The following is a 23,131-nucleotide window of genomic DNA, read 5'->3' as shown; positions in this document are numbered from 1 at the left end:
CTGTTTACCCAGGGCCAACGCATTTAAAAATTCCGTTGCCTCCGGCGGGTCGCTTTTTTGAAAAAAAGCTCCGCAAAAAACGTTCCGGTTGCTCACTCTCTTCGTTTTCTGCCCCTGGGGGACAGAAAACGAAGAGAGTGAGCAGAAAAATTAAACCAGTCAAAATCGCTGGAATTCATGCAAAGGCTATCAAGACCTGTTTGTCAAATTTTTCAAAAATTTGGCCCCCGGAAGGGCCGCCGGAGGCATAAGCTGAATAGTTACAAATCTAAATCCCTTATGTCTGTTTACCGGCAACCGGACGCCGCAATAGCCATCCGGTGAGCTGTTTGTGACCACACGGCCGGCCACGCACCGGAGAAGTAATGATCCCCGGCGTCAGGGACCTCCAGCGTTGTCAGCTTCTCCGAACACTCACCGAGGGTTTCACTGTGAGGATACCAGTTGTCCCGGGTCGGGAAAAAAATCGTCACGTCAGCTTCCCGGAAGCCCAGCTCCGGCATGGCATCGACCCCGGGGATAAAAAGCTCACGGAGGAAACTGCCCATGGGAAAAGAGCCGTTGCCCCCGTTTAAGACATGCTCCAGGTTGTGTGCATGCCAATACGCCGGGTCCAGCCAGGCAGTGTCGGCAAGGGTGCGCTTGAAGTGGGCAGGGTCGGCAGCAAGGCGGGAGGTCACAAAAACAAACTCCCCGATGGTCCCGGTCTCATACATATAGAACAGCGACCTGCGGGAATTGAGGACCGGAGCGATAAAAAAAAAGTCCGTCACCGAAAGCCCGGCAGCCGAGGCCTTGAGCCAGGCGGCACAGGCTCCGGAGTGCCCAATGGCGGTGAGGGGCAGCCCGGAAAGGTCAAAGCGGTCCAAAAGGCGCTTCAAGTCCTCCCCTGCCGTTTCAACGGAAAGGTACCCCGTGGACCCGCCATGGCCTCGCGGGTTATAGAAGAGCACATGCCAGCCCGCCGATGTAAAGGTCTCCACGGGCATGGCATACATGCGGCAATCGCCTCCCATGCAGGGCCAGAGCACCACACATCCTTTGGGCTGCGGGGTGCTGCAGGGACTCCATGCGGCCTCTATGGTGACGTCGCCGGGCATGGGGTGATGGGTCCAGGTCATGTTCATGTCAATAAGCTCAGGGCATCAAATAAAGAAGGCGTTCATCCCTTGCGTCTTCCATACATGGAGACGGCCCATGGCACGGGTCGGTTTGAGGCCGATTCGGGATAAGCTTTACCGGTGAGAGTTTATGCCCCCACAAGCAGCCCACCGACCCCCATGGCGTAAACATCCTCGGGCGTGACCTCCATCCCGGCCAGGAGCCGCGGCAGCAGCAGGTCAAATGCGGTTTTTTCCGAGGCCAGCGCCCCTGCGGGGACTCCCACCACGGCGGTGTCCCCCAGTTCCCCAAGGAGTGTCATGGCCCCGGGGAGGACAGGAGACCGTGACGAGGTGACGGTAACACCCGCCTTCTCAAGGCCACGCTGGGTGACATCGTCGGGGTCAACGGAAAGACCGCCGGTGGTGATGATGAGCTTGATCCCCTCCCCCGCCATGCGGGTCACCTCGGCGGCGAGCCGGGCAGGCTCATCGGGCACAAAGGCGGACGTGGCGACACCGGCCCCGTAGGTTCCGAGGATGGATTCCACGTAGGGAAGGAACCCGTCCGTTATGCGGCCTTCGTAGACCTCGGTGCCTGTAACGATGACCCCTGCCTCACGGATGATGTAGGGGGCCACATGAAATAGCGGCGTATGGGCAAGAGCCATGCACCGGGCAAACTCAGGGCGAGACAAAAACAGGGGCACGGCCCGGGTCCCGGCAAGGAGCTGCCCCCCGGCAACCGGCGTGCATGAAGGGAGTGTGGACAAAATCACGTTGGCCATGGTGTTGAGCCTGTTGACCCGCTGAGTATCCACATAGAACAGGCCGTCATGGGCTGCCCGGAACTCCACTTTTCCCTCTTTGGGCGGCCCGGCAACCACCGCGCCCTCCCCGCCCAGGGTGTCGCCGAAGGCAATGGCCACATCGTCTTCGTGGACCAGGCTCTCCCGGTGGTTCTGCTCTTCCAGGTAGACCCTGTTTTTTCCCATACGCTTTAACACCTCCACGTCGGCATCGGTGATGCGCTGCCCCTTGACGATGGCAGGCCCTTTTTGCCTGCGGGGCACGATGAGGGTCATGTCGTGGAGGGCGTGGCCGCCCACGGCCTCTTCCAGGGGGGTGGAGGTCAGTGTCACCTCGTCTTCGGAACCGCGGACGTAAAGGGTCGCTTCCCCGGAGCAGGCCGGACAGATCTCGGCCCGGTCAACGGAGCGGAACCCCTCCCCGCAAAGGGAGCAGCGATGGATATGGCTGACATGCTTTTTCTTGCCGCCCAGAAACGACGGATCCAGGGCAACAGGCTCACAGGTAAACAGGGAAACGCCCCCATCCCTGATCTCATTCATCAGCGCAGGGGTGTCCTGCTCTTTTTTGGGCACCAGCTTCAGCAGCCAGGCCTTGAACTGGGGCCATTGATCCAGGATATCGTAATCAGGAGCCACCCGCACCCCCTTGCCGGTATGCTTGTCGTAAAGCGAAAGGGCGAAACGCCCGGTGGGGACAATCTTGAGCCATCCGTTGCCGATGGTGCAGGGGGTGAGGAGCTGAACCGCGTCCGGAATACAGGCCCGGGTCTCGCTCACCGCATCGTAGAGCCCCCCTTGCGGCAGGCTGGACAGGGCCAGCTCCACCATAAAGCCGCCGGCCACCATCCCCGGGGCCACATGACCGTGAAATGCTTTCACCTCATCCACATACCCGTCAAACGAATACCCACGAATTGTCATAAAAAACCTCTCATCAGAACAGGAATTAGACTCATCCACAGAGTCACCAAGGGAGGACAGAGACACAAAAAAAGCATCTTTTGTATACTACCTACCTCGTGCAGACTCAACCCGGATATTTTACGAGTCGGGTGCTCTCATATGCAAGGCATCAGAACTGCAGATGTAGTTTTTTACCTCAAGACCCTGATAACGCAGCAGTTGAGCGCACCCGGCTCGCCCGAAGGATGAGAAAATCAAACAGCAAACAGTGATTTACATTTTGCATTTTCTAAATAACCGGCATTTTCACTATAGCCATCTAAAATCATGCAATTTTCCTCTTGAACGGCTGTTTTCTCATGAAATATCCGGGTCAAGGCCGGATTTTTTCCTACACCGCCTCCACCCTGCAAGGCACGTAGCGGTGCAGGGGCGTTGCAGCAAAGGAATCCCTGTGGGTGTTTTTGGTGAGGCGGTTGACGTTCACGCCAAAGGCCTCCCCGTTGTGCACCAGGCCGAACCCATGGGGAATGGCCACCTGGCCTTCACGCATGTGGTCGGTAACCTCCAGTTCGATAACTTCAGAGGCCGCCTCGGTGGTGATCTTCACCATCTGGCCGTCCGTCAGGTTGAACCGCTCGGCATCCGCCGGGTGCATGGCCAGCGTGCAGGGACGCCTCCCCTCGTTCCAGGCGGGATCACGCATGAGGGTGTTGCTGTTGTTCGAGGTGTGCCGCCCGGCCATGAGGACAAGGGGGGCCTCCTTTGTCCTTTCAAGGGCTGCGGCCTCGGCTTCGGGGGTGACGGTTTTCACCCACGAATCCATTTCAGGCACATGGAGATGCATCTTTCCGTCGGGGTGCCGGATCTCGGCCAGGTTCCCGTCCAACGCCATTTTGCCCACCCACAGGCCACCGGGCTGATCGACAATGGCCTGGAACACGGCCTCGCTCTGGGCAATCTGCGGGGTCAGAAGAGCCACAGGGGCAAGGGCACGATACCGCACCATGCCTGTCAGGGCCTTTGCGAAATTGACAGGGTTCAAGGCGGTCTGCCACGCTTTGGGAAGGGCAAACCCGGCCCGGGCCGCGTTTTTCCGGTTGGCCTTGGGCATGGCCAGGGTGATACCCCAGAGGGCGGCCAGGTTGGCCGAACCAAGCTCTTTTCCCAAGGTTTTGGCCAGCACAAATGGGAGCACCTTCATGGCTTTCTTGTTTTTGGAAGCAAAACTGAACAGGGCCGCGGCAAAGGTTTTCCGGTCTTTTTTGGCCGCCTTGTACACATAGGCAGGGATCTCGGGGATGTACCCGGCGGCCTCGGCAATGCCGGTGTAGATTTCCCCCACCTCCTTGGGGTCTCCCTTGACCGTGGTAACGGGATGGCGCATCTGGAAGTAGACCTCGGGGTAGTTCCAGGGAAAGAAGGTGCCGTCGTAGGACTCATACCCGCTCTTGGCCGGAAGCACGTAATGGGCTAGCTCGGCCGTCTCCGTCATGGCAAGCTCCGAGACCACCAGCAGGTCGAGCTTTTTAAAGGCCTCCTCGTAGGCCGTGGTGTCCGCGTAACTCCGCAGGGGATTAGACCCGGAGCAGAGCACCGCCCGGAGGCGCTCGGGATGATCCGAGAGGATCTCTTCGGGCATGACGTTGGGAGGATAGGCCCCGTTCAAGGCGGGGAACCCTGTCTCCACGGTGCGCCAGTTCTTCTCGTCCCGTTCGTCGGTGTGGCTGCCCAAGGGCACGATGGTGCCCGGAATGACGTTGCCCCCCGCCACCCCGCATCGCCCGCACACCGCCGCCAGGAGCATGTAGAGGTAGCTGGTGAGGGTGCTGTGGCGGTTCATGTAGATGCCCAGGTCAAAGTGCATGCACCACTTCAGGGTCACCAGTTTTTCGCACAGGGCAAGGACATCTTCATAGGAGACCTCACACACGGCAAGGGCCCCTTTGATATCGAATCCGCGGAACCAGGGCTCGATGTCGGCAAACCCGGTGCAGTGCGCATGGAGATAATCCCGTTTTTCCCACCCCTTCTCCAGGATCACGGCGATCATAGCCCGGGCCAGCAGGGCATCGGTGCCGGGCCGAACCGGGATGTGCAGGTTGGCCACCCGGGCTGTCTCGGATTTCCGGGGGTCGATAATGGCTAAAAACTTGTCCGGGTTCTTAGAAAATTCCTTCAGGACCAGAGGGGCCCTGGGCATCTGATGGCTCTCCATGCCGTTCCAGCCAATGCCCAGGATCATCTCGGCATGATGCTCGTCGGGAATGGCAAACCGATTCTGGCGCCCCATCATGCGCCCGCAGGCCCAGAAGTACCCGGTGAGTTCCTGGCCCAGGGCGTTGTAGGAAAACTTGGAGCCCACGGCCTTCATGAGGGTCATGCCGAAGGCCGCCTCAAAGTGGCAGCCCTGCCCCCCTCCCCCCATGTACGCGTAAGACTTCGGCCCATGCTCGTCCACGATCCCCCGGAGCCTGGAGCCGATCTCGGAAAACGCCTGCTCCCAGGAGATCTCCTGAAACCCGTTTTCTGTGCGCTTCAGAGGCTGGGTCAACCGCCCCTCGTGGTTCTGGTGAAAGGCCACGTTGGCACCCTTCCGGCACATGTACCCCCGACTCCTCACGTTCTCCTTGTCGGCCCGGACCTTCACGATGCGATGCCCCTCGGTCTGCACCTCAAGCCCGCAGTTTTGCGCACACAACACACACCCCGTCTTCTTCCACTCGCCCATCTCTCTCTCCTTAAGCCCTTAGCCCATTTTATTACACATGCGTAATATACAATCAAAAAAAAGAGCATTCGACAAGTAAAAACAACGCCTCATCACCTCAATCGCATTGGTTTACGAGTAAAGCGCATGCGTTGGCATAAGCTGAAGCCCTCTCCAAACCCGAGGCAGGGTAGACCCTTGGGCACAAAACGGACCGAAACGCCGGACAGGAAAAATCCACATACACACAGAAGGGAATCAGGCTTTTGGATATATGCGTGGAAGGAATCCGTGATGTTTCCCGTCCATGGCGTTGCGGCCCCTTGCCAGACCAGACTCCTGTCTTAATACACCGAAAAATGCGGAAAGAGGTGTCCGGCCCCTTTCCGCATCTTCGAAGAAGCCCTTTCATGACCGCCGAGCCCGGACATGTGTGAAATATCCGGGCAAGGCAGGCACAGCGGTCTAGACAAGTTCAAACACACCGGCAGCGCCCATGCCGCCTCCGATGCACATGGAGACGATGCCGCGCTTGGCCCCCACCCGCTTCATGTTGGCCAGCAGGGTGGCGGTGAGCTTGGCGCCGGTGCAGCCCAGGGGGTGGCCCAGGGCGATGGCGCCGCCGTTGAGGTTGATCTTGGACTCGTCGAGGCCCAGCTCCTTGATGCAGTGAAGGGACTGGGTGGCAAAGGCCTCGTTAAGCTCAATGACGTCGATGTCGTCCAGGGTAAAGCCGGTCTGCTCCAGGACCTTGGGAATGGCGTACTTGGGACCGACCCCCATCTCATCGGACTTGCACCCGGCAACGGCGTAGCCCACGAGCCTGGCCAGGGGTTTCAGGCCGAACTTTTCGCAGGCCTCCTTGCTGGCAAGGAGGGTGGCGGCAGCGCCGTCGGTGGTCTGGGAGGAGTTGGCGGCCGTGGCCACGCCACCGGCCTTGAAGGGGCTGTTCAAACGGGCGATGCCCTCCACGGTGGTGCCTGCGCGGATGCCGTCGTCCTTGTCCACAATGAACTCTTTCTTCTCATAGGTCCCGTTTTCGCCCACCACAAAGTTGTAGGCCGGGGTGGGGACGATCTCAGTGAACCACCCTTCCTCCTGGGCCTTGGCAGCCTTGGCCACGGACCGGACGGCAAACTCGTCGCACTCCTGCCGGGTGATGCCATAGCGATCGGCCACGTTCTCGGCCGTCACGCCCATGGAGATGTACATCTCGGGGTTGGTGGCAGCAAACTCAGCGTGGGGGCGCGGTTTGTTGCCCCCCATGGGGACGTAGGTCATGGACTCGATACCGGCGCCCAGGGTCACCTCGGACCACCCGGCGGCGATGCGTAAATGGGCCAGGGCGATGGCCTCGATGCCCGAGGAACAGAATCGGTTCACGGTGGCCCCGGAGACCGACTCAGGGAACCCGGCCATCTGGTTGGCCACCCGGCCGATATTGAGCCCCTGCTCCGCTTCCGGGAAGGCGCACCCGCACATGACGTCGTCGATCTCCTTGGGGTCGACGCCGGCCCTCTCCACACAGGCCTTCATGATAAAGGAGAGGAGGTCTTCGGGACGGGTCTCCTTGAACTGCCCTCTCTTGTTCTTGCATCCGGGGGTTCGTACGGATTCTACGATATAAACTTCGCGCATATGTCACTCCTTACCTGGTGTCGTTTTATTTCATCAACGTGGTCGCTTCACGCAGACTGCGCTTAACGCGCACGCCAAGGGTCCCCTTAGTTACGCAGGGGAGCGCCTTTCTTAAGCATGTGCTCGATACGGGCGATGGTTTTTTCTTCCTGGGCAAAATCGATAAAGGCTTCCCGCTCGAGTTTGTACATGACGTCTTCGTCGATGGCCGTGCCCTCCTTGACGGAGCCGCCGGAGATGACCGTTGCGATACGGGTGGCGATGAGGGCGTCGTGCTCGCTCAGGAATCCGCCCTTGAGCATGTTGTAGATCTGGGCGTGGATCATGCCGGTACCGGCCTCACCCATGACGGGCACGGGTTTCTTGACGGGCGGTGCGTACCCGGCATCCACCATGGCCAGGACCTCTTTTTTGGCCTCGCCGATGAGCAGGTCACGGTTCATGACGATGCGGTCTGCCCAGGGATGCATATGGCCGAGGCTGAAGGACTGCTTGGCGCTCATGGAGTACTTGGCCATGCCGATGGCCATGAAGACCGGCACGAAGAGCTTGGACAGATCCGTGTCTTTCTGAACGGGATCGGGCAAGGCAAAGACAAACTTCTTCCAGAGGTTGGTGCATCCGCCACCTGCAGGCAGGAGCCCGACCCCCATCTCCACGAGGCCCATCATGAGGTCGGCGGCCCCTACGATCTTGTCGGCCGCGCCGATGCACACCTCGCACCCGCCGCCCAGGGTCATGCCGTAGGGAGCGGCCACCACCGGAACGTTGGCGTACCGGATCTCCTTGATGCCGTTCTGGGCCAGGGAGAGAAACTCGTCCATTTCTGCGAATTTCCTGCCTTTGCACAGCCCCAGAACATAGTCGAGGTCGGCACCGGCGGAAAAAGCCCCGGGCATGCCCCCTGCCTGGTTTCCGATGACGATGCCCGCCGCGTTCTCCAGGGCAAACTCCTTGATTTCGCCCATGAACTCAATAATCTCGCGGTTCAGGGCGTTCATCTTGGTGGTGAACTCCACACAGAAGACGTCGTCGCCGATGTCCACCAGGGAGACGGACGGACAGCTCTTGACCACCTTGCCGTCGGCCTTGCAGGTGGCAAGGGAAAGGGCCGTTTCGCTGAGCTTCACGGGCTGGTAGCTCTCGGTGGCAAAATCGTAGAAATACTGACGCCCGTTTTCCACCTTGTAGAAGGAGTCGTTTCCGGCGGCCAGCATGGCCTTGACTTTCTCGGGAACAGACAGGCCGTCAGCTTCCATGCGGGCCACGGACTCTTTGACACCCACCAGGTCCCAGGTCTCAAAGGGGCCGGTTTCAACGGCGTAGCCCCACTTCATGGCGTTGTCGATCTCCACCACGGAGGCGGCAATCTCCGGGATCCGGTTGGCGGCGTAAATCAAGCCGTTGGCCGAGCAGTCCCAGGCAAACTTGGCGCCCTTGTCGTCGCCGTAAACAACGGCCTTGATCTTTTCTGCGGGTGTGGACGCTGCCTTGGCCGCGGTGAGGCAGGGAAAATCCGCCTTGACGAATTCTACGTACTCGCAGGTGGCGGGGTCGAGCATCAGCTTGACCTTTTTGCCGTCGGCGTTCTTCTCTTTCTTAAAGAAGCCGCCCCTGGTCTTGTTCCCCAGCCAGCCCTTCTCCACCATGGTGGTGACGAACTCGGGGAGCACGTGGGTCTCACGCTCCTCATCGTCGGGGCAGAGGTCATAGGAGTTTTCCATAACATGGGCCATGGTATCCAGGCCCACCAGATCGGCGGTGCCGAAGATGGCGCTGGACGGACGGCCCATGGCCGGGCCGAACAGGGCGTCCACCTCGGCAAGGGTCAGCCCCTGCTTCACCACCTCCTGCATGATCTTGCCCATGCCCTGGATGCCGATGCGGTTGCCGATGAAATTGGGGGTATCCTTGGCCCAGACAATGCCTTTGCCGAGGTTGATCTCACCGAAACGCTCCATGAAGCGGAGCACCTCGGGGGCGGTCTCTTCCCCGGGGATCAGCTCCAGGAGATGCATCCAGCGAACGGGGTTGAAAAAGTGGGTTCCGAGGAAGTGGGTCTTGAACTCGGGGCTCAGGCCCTCGCTCATGGCCTTTAAGGGAATGCCCGAGGTGTTGGAACTCACGATGCAGGAGGGCTTTCGGATGCCCTCGATACGCTTGAAAAGCTCCTGCTTGATCTTCAGGTTCTCCACAACCACTTCACAGATCCAGTCGCAATCAGCCAGCTTGTCAAAGTCGTCGGTAAGGTTGCCGATCTCGATGAGCCCTGCGTCTTTCTTGTTGTAAAAAAGCGGGGGCTGAGCCGCCAGGGCACCGTCCATACCCGCCTTGACAATGCGGTTACGCGCCGCGGGATCGTTTTTCTCTTCATCCGAGAGGTCAAAGGGAACGATGTCCAGGAGCAGGACCTTCACCCCGGCACCGGCGAGGAGCGCGGCAATTCCGCCGCCCATGATACCAGAACCGATAACCGCAGCTTTACTGATCTTTCTAACCATAAATCCCTCCTACGTGTATATTGTGTTGACAATCATGATAGGCGCGTAAAAACAGTTCACACGGTTTTTGGATCCTACGGAGGGAAGGAAGGGGCTGGGAAATGGAAAGCGACGAATGGACGTATGCTCTGACGACCGACTGTATATTATGACAAACGATGTTTTTTATGCGATCAAAATGAATTTATATTCACCAATATTCACCCGAGAAAACGAAACAGTTTCGGCTGTGTCTCGGGGAGGAAATAAATGGGCCCTGATCCAGAGACACAGCACCTTTTCAGAAGCTCCGCCGGATCAGGCGACGTTCATCTACATCTGCTTGAATAAATGGGAATAGCTGCGGCTGACGGTGAGAATTTCTGAGGAACCCTTCAGCTTAACGGCGAGGCGGCCGGTGAGGGAGTGGCTGATCTTGTCGATGCACCCCGCATTGATGATCGTGCCGCGATGAATGCGCCAGAAGGTCTCGGGGTCCAGCTCCTCGCTCAGCTCCTTGATGGGCTTTTTGATAAGGGACTCCCCTTCGGCGGTGAGCACGGAGGTGTATTTGGCGCTGGACTTGAAGTAGATCACGTCATTGACATAAATCAGGCGGATGCTGTCCCGGTGCTGGGCCTTGATCCACTTCAGGCAGGGGGCGGGGGCCGACCGGCCCACGGCCCGGATCACCTCTTCGATGGCCGCCGTGAGTTCGGCAGGGGGCGGCGTCTTGGCCACCCGTTTTTTCAGGCGGGTAACGGTTTTTTCCAGGCGGGCATTGGTGACGGGCTTTAACAGGTAATCCATGGCCCCGTTTTCAAAGGCATCCACCGCATACTGATTGAAGGCCGTGATGAACACCACCCGGGTGGAGCCACCGCACCGCGCCGCCACCTCCATGCCGGTGAGGCCGGGCATCTTGATGTCGAGAAAGGCAACATCCGGGGCGTGGGCTTCGATGAGCGCAAGGGCATCCCGACCGTTTCCGGCTCTGCCGCAGATCTTCAGCTCCGGCCAGATCCGGGAAAGCATGGATTCCAGATAGATGACGAGCTGCTCCTCGTCGTCTGCGATGATGGCTTTAACCTGTCCCATGGGGCACCTCAATGGTGGCCAGAAATCCGTTGGGCCTGTTTCCCCCCAGGCGAAGGCTGGCCTTGCCGTCGTAGAGGGTGTCGAGCCGTTCCTTGATATTGGTAAGCCCCACTCCCCAGTGGCTGCCTTCGTGGAACCCCAGGCCGGAATCGGCCACGTCGATGCGCAGGGACCCCGGGCGATGCGAGGCGGTGACACGGATATCCCCCCCTTCGATGCGTGGCTCCAGCCCGTGCCGGACGGCGTTTTCCACAAGGGGCTGAATCAGCATGGGGGGAAAGGGGATGCACCTCAGGGAATCGGGGACGTCAATCTCGTAGGAGAGCCGTTCCCCCATCCTGATCTTGAAGATATCCAGGTACGCCCGGATCATCTCCATCTCCTGGCCGATGGTGGCCATCTCCTCCCGGCTCGTGCACAGGGAGATGCGCAGGTAGGCAATGAGATCGCTGATCATCACCTTGCCCCGGTCCACATCGGTGTCCAGAAGACTCAATATATTGGAGAGGGTGTTGAAGAGAAAGTGGGGTTCGATCTGGGCCTGGAGCATGCGCAGGTTGGTCTCCACCACCTTTTTCTCGATGGTGAGGCGCTTGATCTTCTCCCGCTGGATCCGCTCTCCTGCCTGCCTGATTTTCTCCTGGGAGTTGAGGATAAACCGGAACAGGGAGCCGCCCATGACGGTTAAGATCACCACCTGGACGATGAGTTCGCTCCTCTCCGGGAGATAGAAAAACAGATCCTTTCCCGAAAAAAACGCCCCCAGGATGATGCCGGTGCAGGCACCGGCCGCCATGGCAAGGGCAGCCCCGGTCATCTGGGCCAGGGGGCCCTTCCACCGGAGGCACACCAGGGCGGTGAAGGTAAAGGCGAAGGCACAGGTCCCCACGCACTGCCCGATGATGAAATTGGTGGCAAACCCCTCACCAAACCCCATCATGGTGCTGAGCATCACGATGACGGTCACCGTGAGCACAGCCGACACATACTTACGCGCTATGAGCCTTGCGTGGTCACGCAGCACAAACGCCTTTCCGGGTTCAACCTCACGCATCTCGCACCTTGATGTCGGCCCCGGGAAAAACCGGTCGGTCAGGCAATGGGCGGCCAGCCTCTGTGAAGGCCATGGCGCCATGCCAAAGGCAGGTGACAGCGACCCGTTGCCCGGCATGGCGAGGGCTTCGAAGCCCTCGCCTTGAGTCAATCTTGTCTATTCCAATCCGTGTGGCAGAGGGCAGCGGAAAAATCACGGCGCCCCCAAGGGGTGCCCATGTTTTCCCCGCCGTCCCCATGCATCAATTCTTGCCGTCCATCATGGACTGAACAAATTCAAGGGTGCCGCGCACTTCCGGCTTGGTGAAGATGTCGAAACCGGCTCGCCAGGGTTCGCTGGCCAGGCGGCTGCGGATGCTGTCGGCGGTGTCCTGGCGCATCATCTTCTTCATGACGAGGAAGGGCCGGTTGGGGGTGTCAATCCAGGAGGTAACGATCTGCTTGGCGCGTTCCACCAGCTGATCCTCTTCCACGATCTCGTCCACCATGCCGATCTCAAGGGCCTTCTCCACGCCCACCATCTCACCGAAGAACATGACGTTGCGGTAGGTGCGGTCGTCGTTGAGACCAAAGCGGACCACGTGGTACTGGGCAATGGACAGGGGCAGGCCGATCTTGATCTCGCTCATGCCCATGCGGATCTTGGGATGGTTCTTGACCAGGCGGTAGTCGGCGGCAAAGGACCAGATAAGGCCGGCGGCGGCGCAGTGACCGTTGATGGCGGAGACCACGGGTTTTTCGCAGGTAAAAAAGTTGGTGAGGAGCTCTTCCTCCTCCTCGAACCAGGCCACGGCCTCTTCGTGGGACTGGAACCCGATGAAATCGGGGAGGTGAAAGCCGCTGGAGAAAAAGCGGCCATCCCCGGTAAGGACAATGCCCTTCAGGGCGTCATCTTCGTTCACCTTTTTTACGATGGCATCCATCTGGCGCAGGGTGTCAAGGGTAATGGAGTTGGTGGCACCATGGGACAGGGTGATAATGACAATTCCGTCTTCGACTCTTTCCTTAATCATAATTCCCTCCGAAACGACCAATGGTCACAAAATACTTACATAAATACACAGAACTTTGTTCACCGACCGCCTGTCTTTTTTTACAGGCGGCAAAAAATGGATATACCCGACTTGCCCTGAAAAGTCCATCCCGCATTTCGGAAAGCGCTGGCCGTGAGACGGACGTCTCAGGGATTCCGGAGAGAGCCCGCATGGGCCATTTTCATGTAACGCTGCCTCTGATACATCGCTTTTCGCCTGACCTGGTCCAAAAACATGGAGCGGCGTTCCCTGCCGGGCTCCTCCACCACCATCCGCTCAATTTTCATGGAGAGGCTGTGCAGCTCCCCGAGTACCACGGGGTCTGTGGTGGGAAGCTCTCGCATGAGTCGCTCCATGCGGGTGGCGGCCCGCCCCAACTCGGTGACATAGCCCTCGACGTTTTCGTTTCTAAAGGGATTTTTAGGGTTCATGCATCCTCGGCAGCAACCTGGTTTTTGTCTGGAAGTGTGACGGTAAAGGTGCTGCCCACTCCCGGCCGGCTCGTCACCTCAACGGCCCCGGCAAGTCCGTCCACCAGCTGGCGGACAATGGAGAGCCCGAGCCCCGTCCCCACGATAAACCGCCTTTTATCATCTTTGATGCGGTAAAACTTGTCAAAAATCTTTTCCAGGTGCTTTTCTTCGATACCGAAGCCATCGTCGGTGACGGCCACGCGAACCCCTCCGCCCTCCGGCACGGACACGGACACCGTCACGTGGCCCCCGCTGCCCGTGTACTTGATGGCGTTGGTGATGAGGTTGCCGTAAATACTCTCAAGGGCCGTGGGGTCGGCAAAAAGCACGGGCAGCTCGCCTTCGGGGAGGTCAAGGGAAAGGGACACCCCCTGCGCCCGGGCGCGGGCCCTTAAAAAGTCCACCATGGCGGTGAGAAGACCCGCGGGTTCCACCTCACGGGGGTGGGTGAACTCCGCCCCCCCTTCGATGCGCTGAAGGTCCAGGAGGTCACCGATGAGGGAGATCAAGGCCCCGGCCTTGTCCCGTGCCCTGCGCACCATGCCCCGGTTTTCCTCGTTTAGGTCTGCCCCGGCTTCCTCGTCCACCATGCTGAGCTGCTCGCAGATGGCCGTCAGGGGAGAACGCAGCTCATGGGATACCTTGGAGACAAACTCGGACTTCATCTGGTCAAAGGTCTTGAGGTCGGTGATGTCTGTGAGGGTCACCACGGCCCCCAGGCACTCCCCCTCGGCCGAGAGCACATGCTGGCCCCGGGCAAGAAAGAACCCTTTGTCCACCACCTGGAGTTCGCAGGAGGGAATCTTGCCGTCGGTCATGAACACCCCGGTGGAGATGCTGTTGATCCAGAGGCAGAAATCAGCCTCCTCGATATAGCGTGAGATGTGATCCGGGGACCTCAAGGGCGCCCCTCCGGCAAAGAGACGCTGGAACACCGAATTCATCAACACCACCATGCCGTAGGCATTGGTCACCACCACGCCGTTGGGCAGAGACTCCAGAATCGCCGCCACCCTGCTCTGCTCCGTCCCCAGGTCCGCCAGGGTGCGTTCCCGCTGCCGTTTAAGCTCTTCGGCCCGCCGTACCACCCGGATATGGGCCAGGGCACGACCGGCCACCAGGCGCAGCTGTTCGGGCTCGAAGGGCTTGGCGATAAAGTCGTAGGCCCCGCTCTTCATGGCCATGATGGCAGACTCCACCGTGGCAAACCCGGTCATGATGATCACCAGGCAGGCCGGAGCCGTCTCCCGGATCATGGCCAGCACCTCCATGCCGTCCATGCCCGGCATCTTCAGGTCCAGGAAGACCACCCGGGGGGCCTCCGCGCTCAGGACCTCAAGGCCTTTACCACCGTCCGCCGCCGTGAGCACCTCGCACCCCACCTTGGCAAGCGAACGCCGACACCCTTCCCGGATGTCCTCCTCATCGTCGATGATCAAGACCTTGACGGCATCCTCATCCATGGGCTTCATGGCTCCCCTTGTGGCGGGCTGCAGGGAATCTCCACATGGAAGGTTGCCCCGTTCCCTTCGTTGTTGGACGCGGTGATGGTCCCCCCATGGCTCTCCACGATCCCGTATGCCAGGCTCAACCCCAGGCCCGTGCCCTCTCCGGCCGCTTTGGTGGTGAAAAAGGGCTCAAAAATCCGTTCGAGGAGATCCCCGGGAATGCCGGAACCCGTGTCGGACACCTCGGCAAACACGCGGCCGCCTTCAGTGACACCGCTTTTCACCGTCAAGGTGCCTTCGTTGTCCATGGCATCGGCGGCATTTAAAATAATGTTCATGAACAGGTGATTCATCTGCTGGCCGTCGGCCAGCACCTGGGGAAGGGAGGGGTCCAGCTCCGAAACGATCTCGATGTTCTGGAAAATGGTCTGGCTCTCCAGGAGGTAGAGGGTCCGCCTGATGGCCCGGTTGATATCCAGGGAGGACATCTCCCGCCGGGTCTGCCGGGCAAATTCGAGGAGTTCCCGCACGGTGTCCCGACACCGGCCTGCGTCGCGCAGGATCCGGTTCACATCCTGCCGGGCTTCCTCGGGAAGATCATACTCTTCCAGGAGAAGCCGGGCAAAGAGCAGGATCCCACCCAAAGGATTGTTGATCTGGTGGGCGACCCCTGCGGCCAGCTTCCCCAGGGAGGCCATCTTTTCGGCCTGGAGCAGCTGGAGCTGGGTCCCCTTGAGTTCGGCCTCCATGCGCAACACCTCGCGCATGTCCCGGAAAAACCCGATGGTGGCCACCTCCCTGCCCTCTTCGTAGACTATGGCCGCGTCCAGGTTAATGGGCACGCGCGCACCGTCCTTGTTCATCCCGTCCACCGGAAGGGCCTTGACCATGCCCGGCCCGCCGTATTCCGTGCCGCGCATCTTCTTCATGATCTCCTCGGCCACACCCGGCGGGTAGACCTTGCGGATGTTCATGCCGCCCAGGGCTTCGGAAACGGGAAACCCGCAGATGTCCGAAGCCGCATCATTGAAGATCACGATGTGTCCCTGCATGTCGGCGGCGATGACCCCGTCCACGGCGCTGTTGATGAGGTTCTTCAAGAACGCGTTGGAACGCATGAGGTCCTCTTCCATCTCCTCAAAGGAGGAGACGTCGTAGTCCAGGAGCACCACATAGGCCACTTCATCCCCGCTGTAGAGGGGGTAGGCATAGTGGCAGGCCTCATGGACCGCCTTGCCGTCCACCGCATCCACCTTCCGAACCGCGCGCATGCCCGTGCGGAACACCTCCACGGCAAGGCAGGGACTGCAGGGCAGGTCCCGCCGGTAGAGAAGCTCATGGCAGGTGCGGCCCAGGCACTGGCGCCCCATGCGGCGGAGGCCCGGCCTGAAGTTGGTGGCGATCACCCGAAGATCCTGCGAAACCAGCATGAGGTTTCGCTTCTTCTCCTCAATGGCCCGTATGGTTCCATCTCGTTTGTCCGGATACACAGTGAGTCGGCTCCATCAAAAAAAAGGCCGCGTACAACGGTCTTCCTATTGCATCGCGGCCTTATCATTTATTCCGGTGGTTATCTGAACACTCACATCATGCACACACCCGCTATTCGACGACAGGCCTGGGAAGCACACCGGCGCGCTCGGCAATCTCCGGCACCCTGTGTTCCCACTCGATGGCCATGAGATGCACGCCATCCACGCCCTTCATCTCCTTGAACTCCTCGATCTGTTCGCAGGCAATCTTGATGCCCTCTTCGGCCACCTTGCCCTTGCCCGCCCCCTGAAGCCGTTTGATCAGCTCGTCGGGGACTTCGATGCCGGGCACCTTGTTCTTCATGTATTTGGCCATACCCACGCTCTTCATGGGGGTAATACCGGCCAGGATGTGCACCTTTTCGGTGAGGCCCATGTCCACGGCCTGCTTCACCCACTCCCGCATCTTGTCCATGTTGTAGACGCACTGGGTCTGGACAAAGTCGACCCCGGCCTCCACCTTCTTGGCCAGGCGGTGGACCCGCCACTCAAAGGGGTCGGCAAAGGGGTTGGCCGCGGCGCCGATGAACATCTTCGGGGGCACGTCGATCTCCTCGCCGGAGAGGAAGGTGCCTTCATCGCGCATGGTCTTCACCGTGTTGATGAGCTGGATGGAATCGATATCAAAGACCCCCTTGGCGTTGGGGTGGTCCCCGAACATCTGGTGGTCGCCGGTGAGGCAGAGCATGTTGCGGATTCCCATGGCCGACGCCCCTAAGACATCGGCCTGGATGGCCAGGCGGTTACGGTCGCGACAGACCATCTGGTAGTTGGGCTCCAGACCCATCTCGTTGACCAGCAGCGCGGCGGCCCAGCTGGACATACGCACCATGGCGGTCTGGTTGTCGGTGATGTTCACGGAATCCACATGGCCGACCAGGTGCTGGGCTTTCTCCTTGACATGCTCGACATTGGAACCGCGTGGGGGACCCAGCTCGCCGGTGAATGCAAAGTGTCCTGCTGCGAGAATTTTTTCAAGATTGCTTCCTGATTTCATATCGGCACATTCCTTCGCTGTGTGTTACGTTTCCATGGCCTCGCACAAGAATAGATCAAGCCATATCGACGTGTCTGTTAACCCGCGTGTTTCTGCTCTTTCTCAAAATCTGGAAAGACGCCCTGCTCGCGACAGATGGTGCGGGCAAAGGCGAGCATTTCCGGGATGTCGATGCCGAAGGGACAGTAGCAGCGCGTGCAGAGCACACACCGTTCCCACACCACATCGCGGATATCCTGCAGGGTAGCCCGGTCCACCATCCCCTTTTTCTTGTACAGCAGCCCGATGGAGTTGATGAACTTGTAGGAGGGCATGTAGGTGGGATCCTTGTCCCTGGCGTTGAAGAGAAAGCAGCTCTCGGCGCAGAGGGTGCAATGGGCACAAGCGGCCAGGGAAAGCTTCATCTTCGCCTTTCTGCTGTCGAGCCGTTTCTTGATCAGGTCGGTATCGACCCCGGCTGTGTTTTTTTTGAACATGTCGACTCTCCGTATGGAAGGGAGCCCTGTGGGGGCTACCAGTTTCTGTTGCCGCTGCCCAGTGCCCACTCACTCCTGACGGTGAAGCGCACCGCAAAGAAGTAGACCATGTGGACAAATTTCGTAAAGGGCGCCAGGATCAGCATGGCCTCACCGGCCAGGATATGCAAAATGATCATCAGCTTGTAATCAAGTACCTGGTGGTAGGCGAGAAACCCCGTAATAAAGGGCGCCGTGGCCAGAAGCAGCATCAGGTAATCGGTGCCGCTGGTGATGATCCGCACCCGGGGAAGAAAGAGCCTGCGGTAAAGAAAAAAGACGCCGCAGAGCAGGAAGACCACAGTGAGAATATCCGATGTTCTCTCGCTGAGGGAGAACAGGGAGAACCCGATGGCCCGCTCGATGAGGATATTGTGCCCCAGAAGGGTCAGCGGCACAGCCACAAGACAGAAGTGAAACACCGTGGTGACGATGATCATTCCCGGGCTCGTCTTAAAAATGGAGAGCTTCAGGGCATGGAAAAATCCCCCTGCCCCGGCAGGCGGCACCTCGGCCGCCAGGCCGGCCGGACGCTTCAGCTTCGGGTCCTCGACCGAGCGGGAGAGGGAGAGAAACCGAACCACCTGCCAGATGATGCCAGCGAAGAAGATCGCAATGGAAATCCAGACCATCGGACCCCTTATAAAATCATACATGAGAGCCCCACTTTCCTTTTCAATGGGTTGACGTCTGCGTGAAAAGGGACGCCCTTTTCACCGGTGCCCGGAGCCGATGACACGCATCGGGTAAAGGCCCCGTGCAACAAGGCATCACTTGTAATAACGTTTCTCGTATTTGGGCTGGACCACGGTGCGCTGCATCTGGTTCTGCCACTGCATCACCTGCTGGAGCTTCAGGATATCGTCCAGACGGTCCTGGGCCTTGAGCCGCTCATAGATGTCCAGCCATGCACAGGGAATCTCCTGGCTCACCTCGCACATGCCGTTGTTGGTGCCCCCGCAGGGCCCGTTGAACAGCCCCTTGGCGCATCGGGTCACCGGGCAGATACCGCCGGTGTAGGCCAGCACGCACTCACCGCAGGCCCGGCACTTCTCTTCGTACATGCCCAGGCTCCGGTCCACCCCGATGAACATGGTGTTGACCGCCGGGAAAACCGGCTTGTCCGGGTAGCGCTCGGCCATGAGCTGCACCCCGGCCCCGCAGGCCATGGAGAGTATGCAGTCGTAGCCGTCGGCAATGTCGTCGAGTTCCTGCATCAGATCCATGTTGCACTGACGTTCCACCGTGTAGTTGCCCAACTGTTTGGAGGTGCCGCTCTCCTTGAGCGTCAGCTCAAGCTCGGCATTGAGTTCGTAAACTTCCCGCTGCCCTCCGGCCAGACACACCGATACGCAACCGCCGCACCCCACGGTCAACACCTTGCCGTACGGGGATATGGCATCTGCGATCTCTTCCAACGGTTTTCTCTTGGCTTTAACCACGGTTCCCTCCCAATTATAAGTTGTCTCAACCCCACCTTGGGATGGGGCTGTCATCTGGCGTGATCCACATACCGACGAAAGATCCTTCCCGTCGGCATCGTCCGTTATTCAAGCCCTTTTGGCCTCACATGGCACTCGCCGCACATGACCGGCCCGGCTTTTTCCGCCTCATGGCAGGAGATGCACTGGTTGTGATAGGCGTCCATGGGCCCTGTTTTCGCATCGTCGTTGTGGCAGGCGATGCAAGAGACAGCGCTGAGCTCTTCCCGGTCCATGCTGTTGAGTTCCATGGTCTCCTCGGGCTCCGTCTCCATGAGCAGGTCCTCGTCAAGGACATTCTCCCCGTCCTGATAATCGTGATGGCAGGAGAGGCAGTCATCGGCCACATCGAAATGCATCTCATGGGGAAAGGAGACCGCGGGCCTCTGCTTGGTTGCCGCCTCCTGGGCCCCGGCAGACGACGCCACGGTAAACAGGGCCAGCACGGCGAGAATGAAAAGCGACGGTACGCAAGATCGTGTTCTCATTTTATCCATGGGATTGTCACACTCCTCGCAGATATGGATGATCATAAGATGATGGGAGGAAGCACCCCTTCCAGCCATCACAACCAGGTGTCGTCAAAGGGAAAAACATAGAGAGAGAGAAAATGCACGGATCGTGTCCTGAATCGCAACGAGCGACGCCGGGCCCGCCATTCGCGTACACCGTTCAGCCTCAAGCACACCTATCAGACACGTGATACTTTCAATACGCAAATTGACTTCTGATGTCAAGTAACTATAAAACTCAACTTTTGATTTCTTCGTAGCCAATTCGGAAATGCCTTCAAAACAAGAAAGAATTTCATATTCATAACAGAAACACCACGTAAGGAACACCTGGACCAATAGCTAAACATTTGTCTTCACGACCCCTTTGCACGCCTCCCGTTCCAGTCGTGGTCCCGGGCCGTGGATCCCACGCCACACCGGCCAACGCCCTTAAGGCCCGGTGCGAAACGCCGCCCCATTATAGACGTCTCCAAAAATTTTACAATCGGACAATTCGCACACCCTTTGCTCAACACACCAAGCAAAGGGTCAATCTTCCCCCTCCATCCTGTCGCTTTCAAAGCATATATCGACCACGCCCTTCCCAAGGGGAAATCCCCCCACGCGATAAAACATCGTGTGATCTATATCACTCGAAATTCACACAACATTCACGTCATGCAGACGACTTTCCAGGAAACCATTTTTCATGTTGACATCACTTGATTCCGCTTCCTATAATTTCTAAGTTTGCAGGCGGAGAAACCGCAAGATTGCAATGGGAAGTCCCCTTCGGTACAGAGTGAAAACCGATGGTTATCCGACACACGTCGTCATCTTCCCTTCGGCCTGCACCATGCGTCCCGGGACGTCCCCGGCGACTTGTTTTCATGCAACCGTAAAAAATCGTACCCCGGTCAGGTCCCCGGGGTGCCCGTGATTCAAGACTGCCATACCCTGCGCAACCGGAGTTCAGGCGACCTGATCGAGTGATTTTTTGCGAAGCCGTCATGTCCGGCACAGAAAAGGAGAGACCCATGAACACCGCAACGGCAGGCACCTTGCCTCCTGCCCCTCAGAACAAGCCATGGGTTTGGTGTCGTCTCCCTCATTTTCCGCGCCCCAACATCCAGACCAAAACCCAAGGAACCTTAAAGATTATGAAAAAGAGCGCCCTTCTTGTTGCCTTTGCCCTGCTTGCCCTTACGACGGCATGCCAGACCATGTCCACCCAGCGGGTCGAGACCGACAGCGTCACGGATGTGGGGGACAAATGGAACGACACAGACTCCCGCCTCGTTGCCGATGAGATGATCGACGACGTACTCTCCCGACCCTGGCTCAACCGCTTCTACAAAGAAAACAACGGCGAGAACCCCGTGGTCATCATCGGCTCGGTTAAAAACAAGAGCCATGAGCACATCAACGTCAAAACCTTTGTCCGCAACCTGGAGCGGGCCCTGCTCAACTCCGGCCAGGTGGAGTTTGTCGCAAGCCGCGGCGAGCGCGATGAAATCCGCGACGAGCGCCTGGACCAGGCCTCCCACGCCTCGGAAGAGACCGCCAAGTCGGCCGGCCAGGAGATCGGGGCGGATTTCATGCTCAAGGGGGAGCTCAACAGCATCGTCAACAAGGACGGGGGAAAATCAGTTCGTTTCTACCAGGTGGACATGACCCTCATCGACCTGGAGAAGAACAAAAAAGTGTGGATCGGGGAAAAGCAGATCAAAAAAGTGATCAAGCAGAGCCGTTTCAAGTTCTGATCTGCCTGCTGCTCCGACATTCCATTGACGACACGCCGCCCGACCCTCCAGTGGAGATCGGGCGGCACTTCGCCTGGTCGGTCTACGGCCGTACCGGCTGCCCGTTCAGACGCTCCGTGTAATGCTCTCATGAGGAAGGTGTGACCCCCATGAAACGACTTGTTCTCCTTGTGGCGCTGCTCATCGCCACAACCGGCTGTGCCCCGAAATTTGACTACGCCAACCTTGACAGCCTTCTCAAGGCAGGTGACTGCGTCGCCTCCAAAGAGATGATCAAAACCAGACAATCCGACTACGGCAGCCACGCCCAGCTGCTCTACCACCTCGACTGCGCCATGATCTACTATGAGTGCGGCGACCTGAAAAATGCCGCCGCTGAGTTCAGTGAGGCCGATGAGATGGCCCAGGCCCTCTGGACCAAAAGCCTCAGCGCAGGGGCCGCCTCCTACCTGGTCAACGACCTGGTCATCGACTACCCCGGCGAAGATTTTGAGCGGGCCCTCATCAACCTGATGGCCGCCTTCACCTACATCCGGGACGGCAACTATGAAAGCGCCCTTGTGGAGTGCCGAAAACTCAACACCCTTTTGACGGAGTACAACGACCAGTACGAAAAGAAAAACGTCTACAAGGAGGACGCCCTGGGCCGCTACATCAGCGGTATCCTGAGCGAGATAGACGGCGAATACAGTGAAGCCTACATCTACTACTACGAAGCCCTCAGGGCCTACAAAGACTACAACACAGCCTACGGCACCCCCACCCCGCCCTCTCTGTACGCAGACCTGCTTCGCGTGGCGGTTCCCGCAGACCGGCTCAGTGAGGCCAAAAAGCTGACAAAGGGCTTCACCGGCACCACCCCCTCCTACCGGTCCGCGCGGAAAAAAGGGCGTGTCATCTATGTCCAACTCAACGGAAAGGCCCCGAAGAAGGTGGAGGACAAGATCACCCACATGGCTCCCACGGGACCCATCTCCATTGCCTTTCCCCGGTATGTCACCTTTCCTAGGGGCTGCACGGACAGCAGCCTGACCCTGAAAGACGACAAGGGCAACACCCTGACGTCGCCGGCCACCGTGGCCGAAGACATCACCGCCATCGCCGTCAAGAACCTGGACGACAGGAAAACCCGTATCTGGACCAAGACCATTGCCCGCGCCGTGGCCAAACAGGTGGCGGTCCATGCCGCGGCCAAAGAGATCGAAAAGGAGCAGGGCGAGTTTGCCGGTATGCTGGCCCAGCTCGCCGGTCAGGTGGCTGCCAGCGCAACGGAAAAGGCCGACACCCGATCCTGGCGCACGCTGCCCGGTCAGATCTTCCTGACCAGCCGGTTTGTGGAGCCCGGCGAATACAAGGCCTTTGCCGGCAACTGTTCCGTGGTCGACACCTACCTTGAGACCATCAACGTCAAGGCAGGGCAAACCGTTTTTGTCTTCAACCACACCATGCACTAACCGCGGCTTCGCCCGGGCCCCGACTCCGGGGTTCCGGGCGAGCCTTGATGCCGTTAACCATGCCCGGAGATTTCACGGGTCGAAAACGCTGAGTTGTATTTTTGACATGTCTTCTTTCTTCTCACTACCCAGCGGCAATGACATCT

At 58.9% G+C, this 23,131-nt stretch carries 18 protein-coding genes; 2 read left to right on the top strand and 16 right to left on the bottom strand.

Annotation, left to right across the window (positions count from 1 at the left end):
- Window positions 1-287 precede the first annotated feature (287 nt).
- The 16 genes from MSL71_RS13240 to MSL71_RS13165 all read right to left on the bottom strand — a co-directional run bounded on the left by MSL71_RS13240 (window position 288) and on the right by MSL71_RS13165 (window position 19,762).
- Window positions 288-1,127, bottom strand: coding sequence for an alpha/beta hydrolase (locus MSL71_RS13240; RefSeq protein WP_180141055.1), 840 nt, complete (start codon window positions 1,125-1,127; stop codon window positions 288-290).
- Between the two features lie 122 nt (window positions 1,128-1,249).
- Window positions 1,250-2,833, bottom strand: coding sequence for an FmdE family protein (locus MSL71_RS13235; RefSeq protein WP_180141053.1), 1,584 nt, complete (start codon window positions 2,831-2,833; stop codon window positions 1,250-1,252).
- Window positions 2,834-3,206: 373 nt separating this feature from the next.
- Window positions 3,207-5,546: a molybdopterin-dependent oxidoreductase gene (locus MSL71_RS13230; RefSeq protein ID WP_180141051.1), complete on the bottom strand. Its 2,340-nt coding sequence runs from the start codon at window positions 5,544-5,546 to the stop codon at window positions 3,207-3,209.
- 444 nt (window positions 5,547-5,990) lie between these two features.
- On the bottom strand, window positions 5,991-7,163 hold the full coding sequence (locus tag MSL71_RS13225) for a thiolase family protein (RefSeq protein WP_180141049.1): 1,173 nt from the start codon (window positions 7,161-7,163) through the stop codon (window positions 5,991-5,993).
- Between the two features lie 86 nt (window positions 7,164-7,249).
- Window positions 7,250-9,664, bottom strand: coding sequence for a 3-hydroxyacyl-CoA dehydrogenase/enoyl-CoA hydratase family protein (locus MSL71_RS13220; RefSeq protein WP_180141046.1), 2,415 nt, complete (start codon window positions 9,662-9,664; stop codon window positions 7,250-7,252).
- Window positions 9,665-9,976: 312 nt separating this feature from the next.
- Entirely contained in the window at window positions 9,977-10,741 is a 765-nt protein-coding gene (locus MSL71_RS13215; protein ID WP_180141044.1) for a LytR/AlgR family response regulator transcription factor, read from the bottom strand.
- The gene (locus MSL71_RS13210) at window positions 10,728-11,795 is read right to left on the bottom strand and encodes a sensor histidine kinase (RefSeq protein ID WP_180141043.1); all 1,068 of its coding nucleotides are present in this window, start codon (window positions 11,793-11,795) and stop codon (window positions 10,728-10,730) included. Before MSL71_RS13210 ends, MSL71_RS13215 begins: the two co-directional genes overlap by 14 nt.
- 241 nt (window positions 11,796-12,036) lie before the next feature.
- A complete protein-coding gene (locus MSL71_RS13205; RefSeq protein WP_180141041.1) occupies window positions 12,037-12,807 on the bottom strand; it encodes an enoyl-CoA hydratase/isomerase family protein in 771 nt (256 codons plus the stop codon).
- Window positions 12,808-12,974: 167 nt separating this feature from the next.
- Window positions 12,975-13,259, bottom strand: coding sequence for a hypothetical protein (locus MSL71_RS13200; RefSeq protein WP_180141039.1), 285 nt, complete (start codon window positions 13,257-13,259; stop codon window positions 12,975-12,977).
- Entirely contained in the window at window positions 13,256-14,773 is a 1,518-nt protein-coding gene (locus MSL71_RS13195) for an ATP-binding response regulator (protein WP_246317790.1), read from the bottom strand. The genes MSL71_RS13200 and MSL71_RS13195 overlap by 4 nt, the downstream gene beginning before the upstream one ends.
- Window positions 14,770-16,179 (bottom strand): ATP-binding protein, encoded by a 1,410-nt coding sequence (locus tag MSL71_RS13190; protein ID WP_246317789.1) that lies wholly within the window; start codon window positions 16,177-16,179, stop codon window positions 14,770-14,772. The genes MSL71_RS13195 and MSL71_RS13190 overlap by 4 nt, the downstream gene beginning before the upstream one ends.
- Window positions 16,180-16,351: 172 nt before the next feature.
- On the bottom strand, window positions 16,352-17,278 hold the full coding sequence (locus tag MSL71_RS13185) for a methylenetetrahydrofolate reductase (RefSeq protein ID WP_180141035.1): 927 nt from the start codon (window positions 17,276-17,278) through the stop codon (window positions 16,352-16,354).
- A 77-nt stretch (window positions 17,279-17,355) separates the two neighbouring features.
- On the bottom strand, window positions 17,356-17,754 hold the full coding sequence (locus MSL71_RS13180) for a 4Fe-4S dicluster domain-containing protein (RefSeq protein ID WP_180141033.1): 399 nt from the start codon (window positions 17,752-17,754) through the stop codon (window positions 17,356-17,358).
- 35 nt (window positions 17,755-17,789) lie between these two features.
- Window positions 17,790-18,425: a respiratory nitrate reductase subunit gamma gene (locus tag MSL71_RS13175; RefSeq protein WP_246317788.1), complete on the bottom strand. Its 636-nt coding sequence runs from the start codon at window positions 18,423-18,425 to the stop codon at window positions 17,790-17,792.
- A gap of 138 nt (window positions 18,426-18,563) precedes the next feature.
- Window positions 18,564-19,235: a methylenetetrahydrofolate reductase C-terminal domain-containing protein gene (locus tag MSL71_RS13170; protein ID WP_180141029.1), complete on the bottom strand. Its 672-nt coding sequence runs from the start codon at window positions 19,233-19,235 to the stop codon at window positions 18,564-18,566.
- Between the two features lie 104 nt (window positions 19,236-19,339).
- Window positions 19,340-19,762, bottom strand: coding sequence for a cytochrome c3 family protein (locus MSL71_RS13165; RefSeq protein WP_180141027.1), 423 nt, complete (start codon window positions 19,760-19,762; stop codon window positions 19,340-19,342).
- Window positions 19,763-20,928: 1,166 nt separating this feature from the next.
- Here MSL71_RS13165 and MSL71_RS13160 point away from each other — a divergent pair.
- Together MSL71_RS13160 and MSL71_RS13155 are read left to right on the top strand one after the other, a co-directional pair.
- Window positions 20,929-21,531: a penicillin-binding protein activator LpoB gene (locus MSL71_RS13160; protein ID WP_180141025.1), complete on the top strand. Its 603-nt coding sequence runs from the start codon at window positions 20,929-20,931 to the stop codon at window positions 21,529-21,531.
- A 149-nt stretch (window positions 21,532-21,680) separates the two neighbouring features.
- The gene (locus tag MSL71_RS13155) at window positions 21,681-22,985 is read left to right on the top strand and encodes a COG3014 family protein (RefSeq protein WP_180141023.1); all 1,305 of its coding nucleotides are present in this window, start codon (window positions 21,681-21,683) and stop codon (window positions 22,983-22,985) included.
- Window positions 22,986-23,131: the final 146 nt, after the last annotated feature.

Origin of the sequence: Desulfoluna butyratoxydans (genome assembly GCF_900699765.1) — a bacterium.
GTDB classification, from domain to species: domain Bacteria; phylum Desulfobacterota; class Desulfobacteria; order Desulfobacterales; family Desulfolunaceae; genus Desulfoluna; species Desulfoluna butyratoxydans.
The sequence above is the reverse complement of the archived record's forward strand: the minus strand, read 5'-3'. Positions and strand labels throughout refer to the sequence as shown.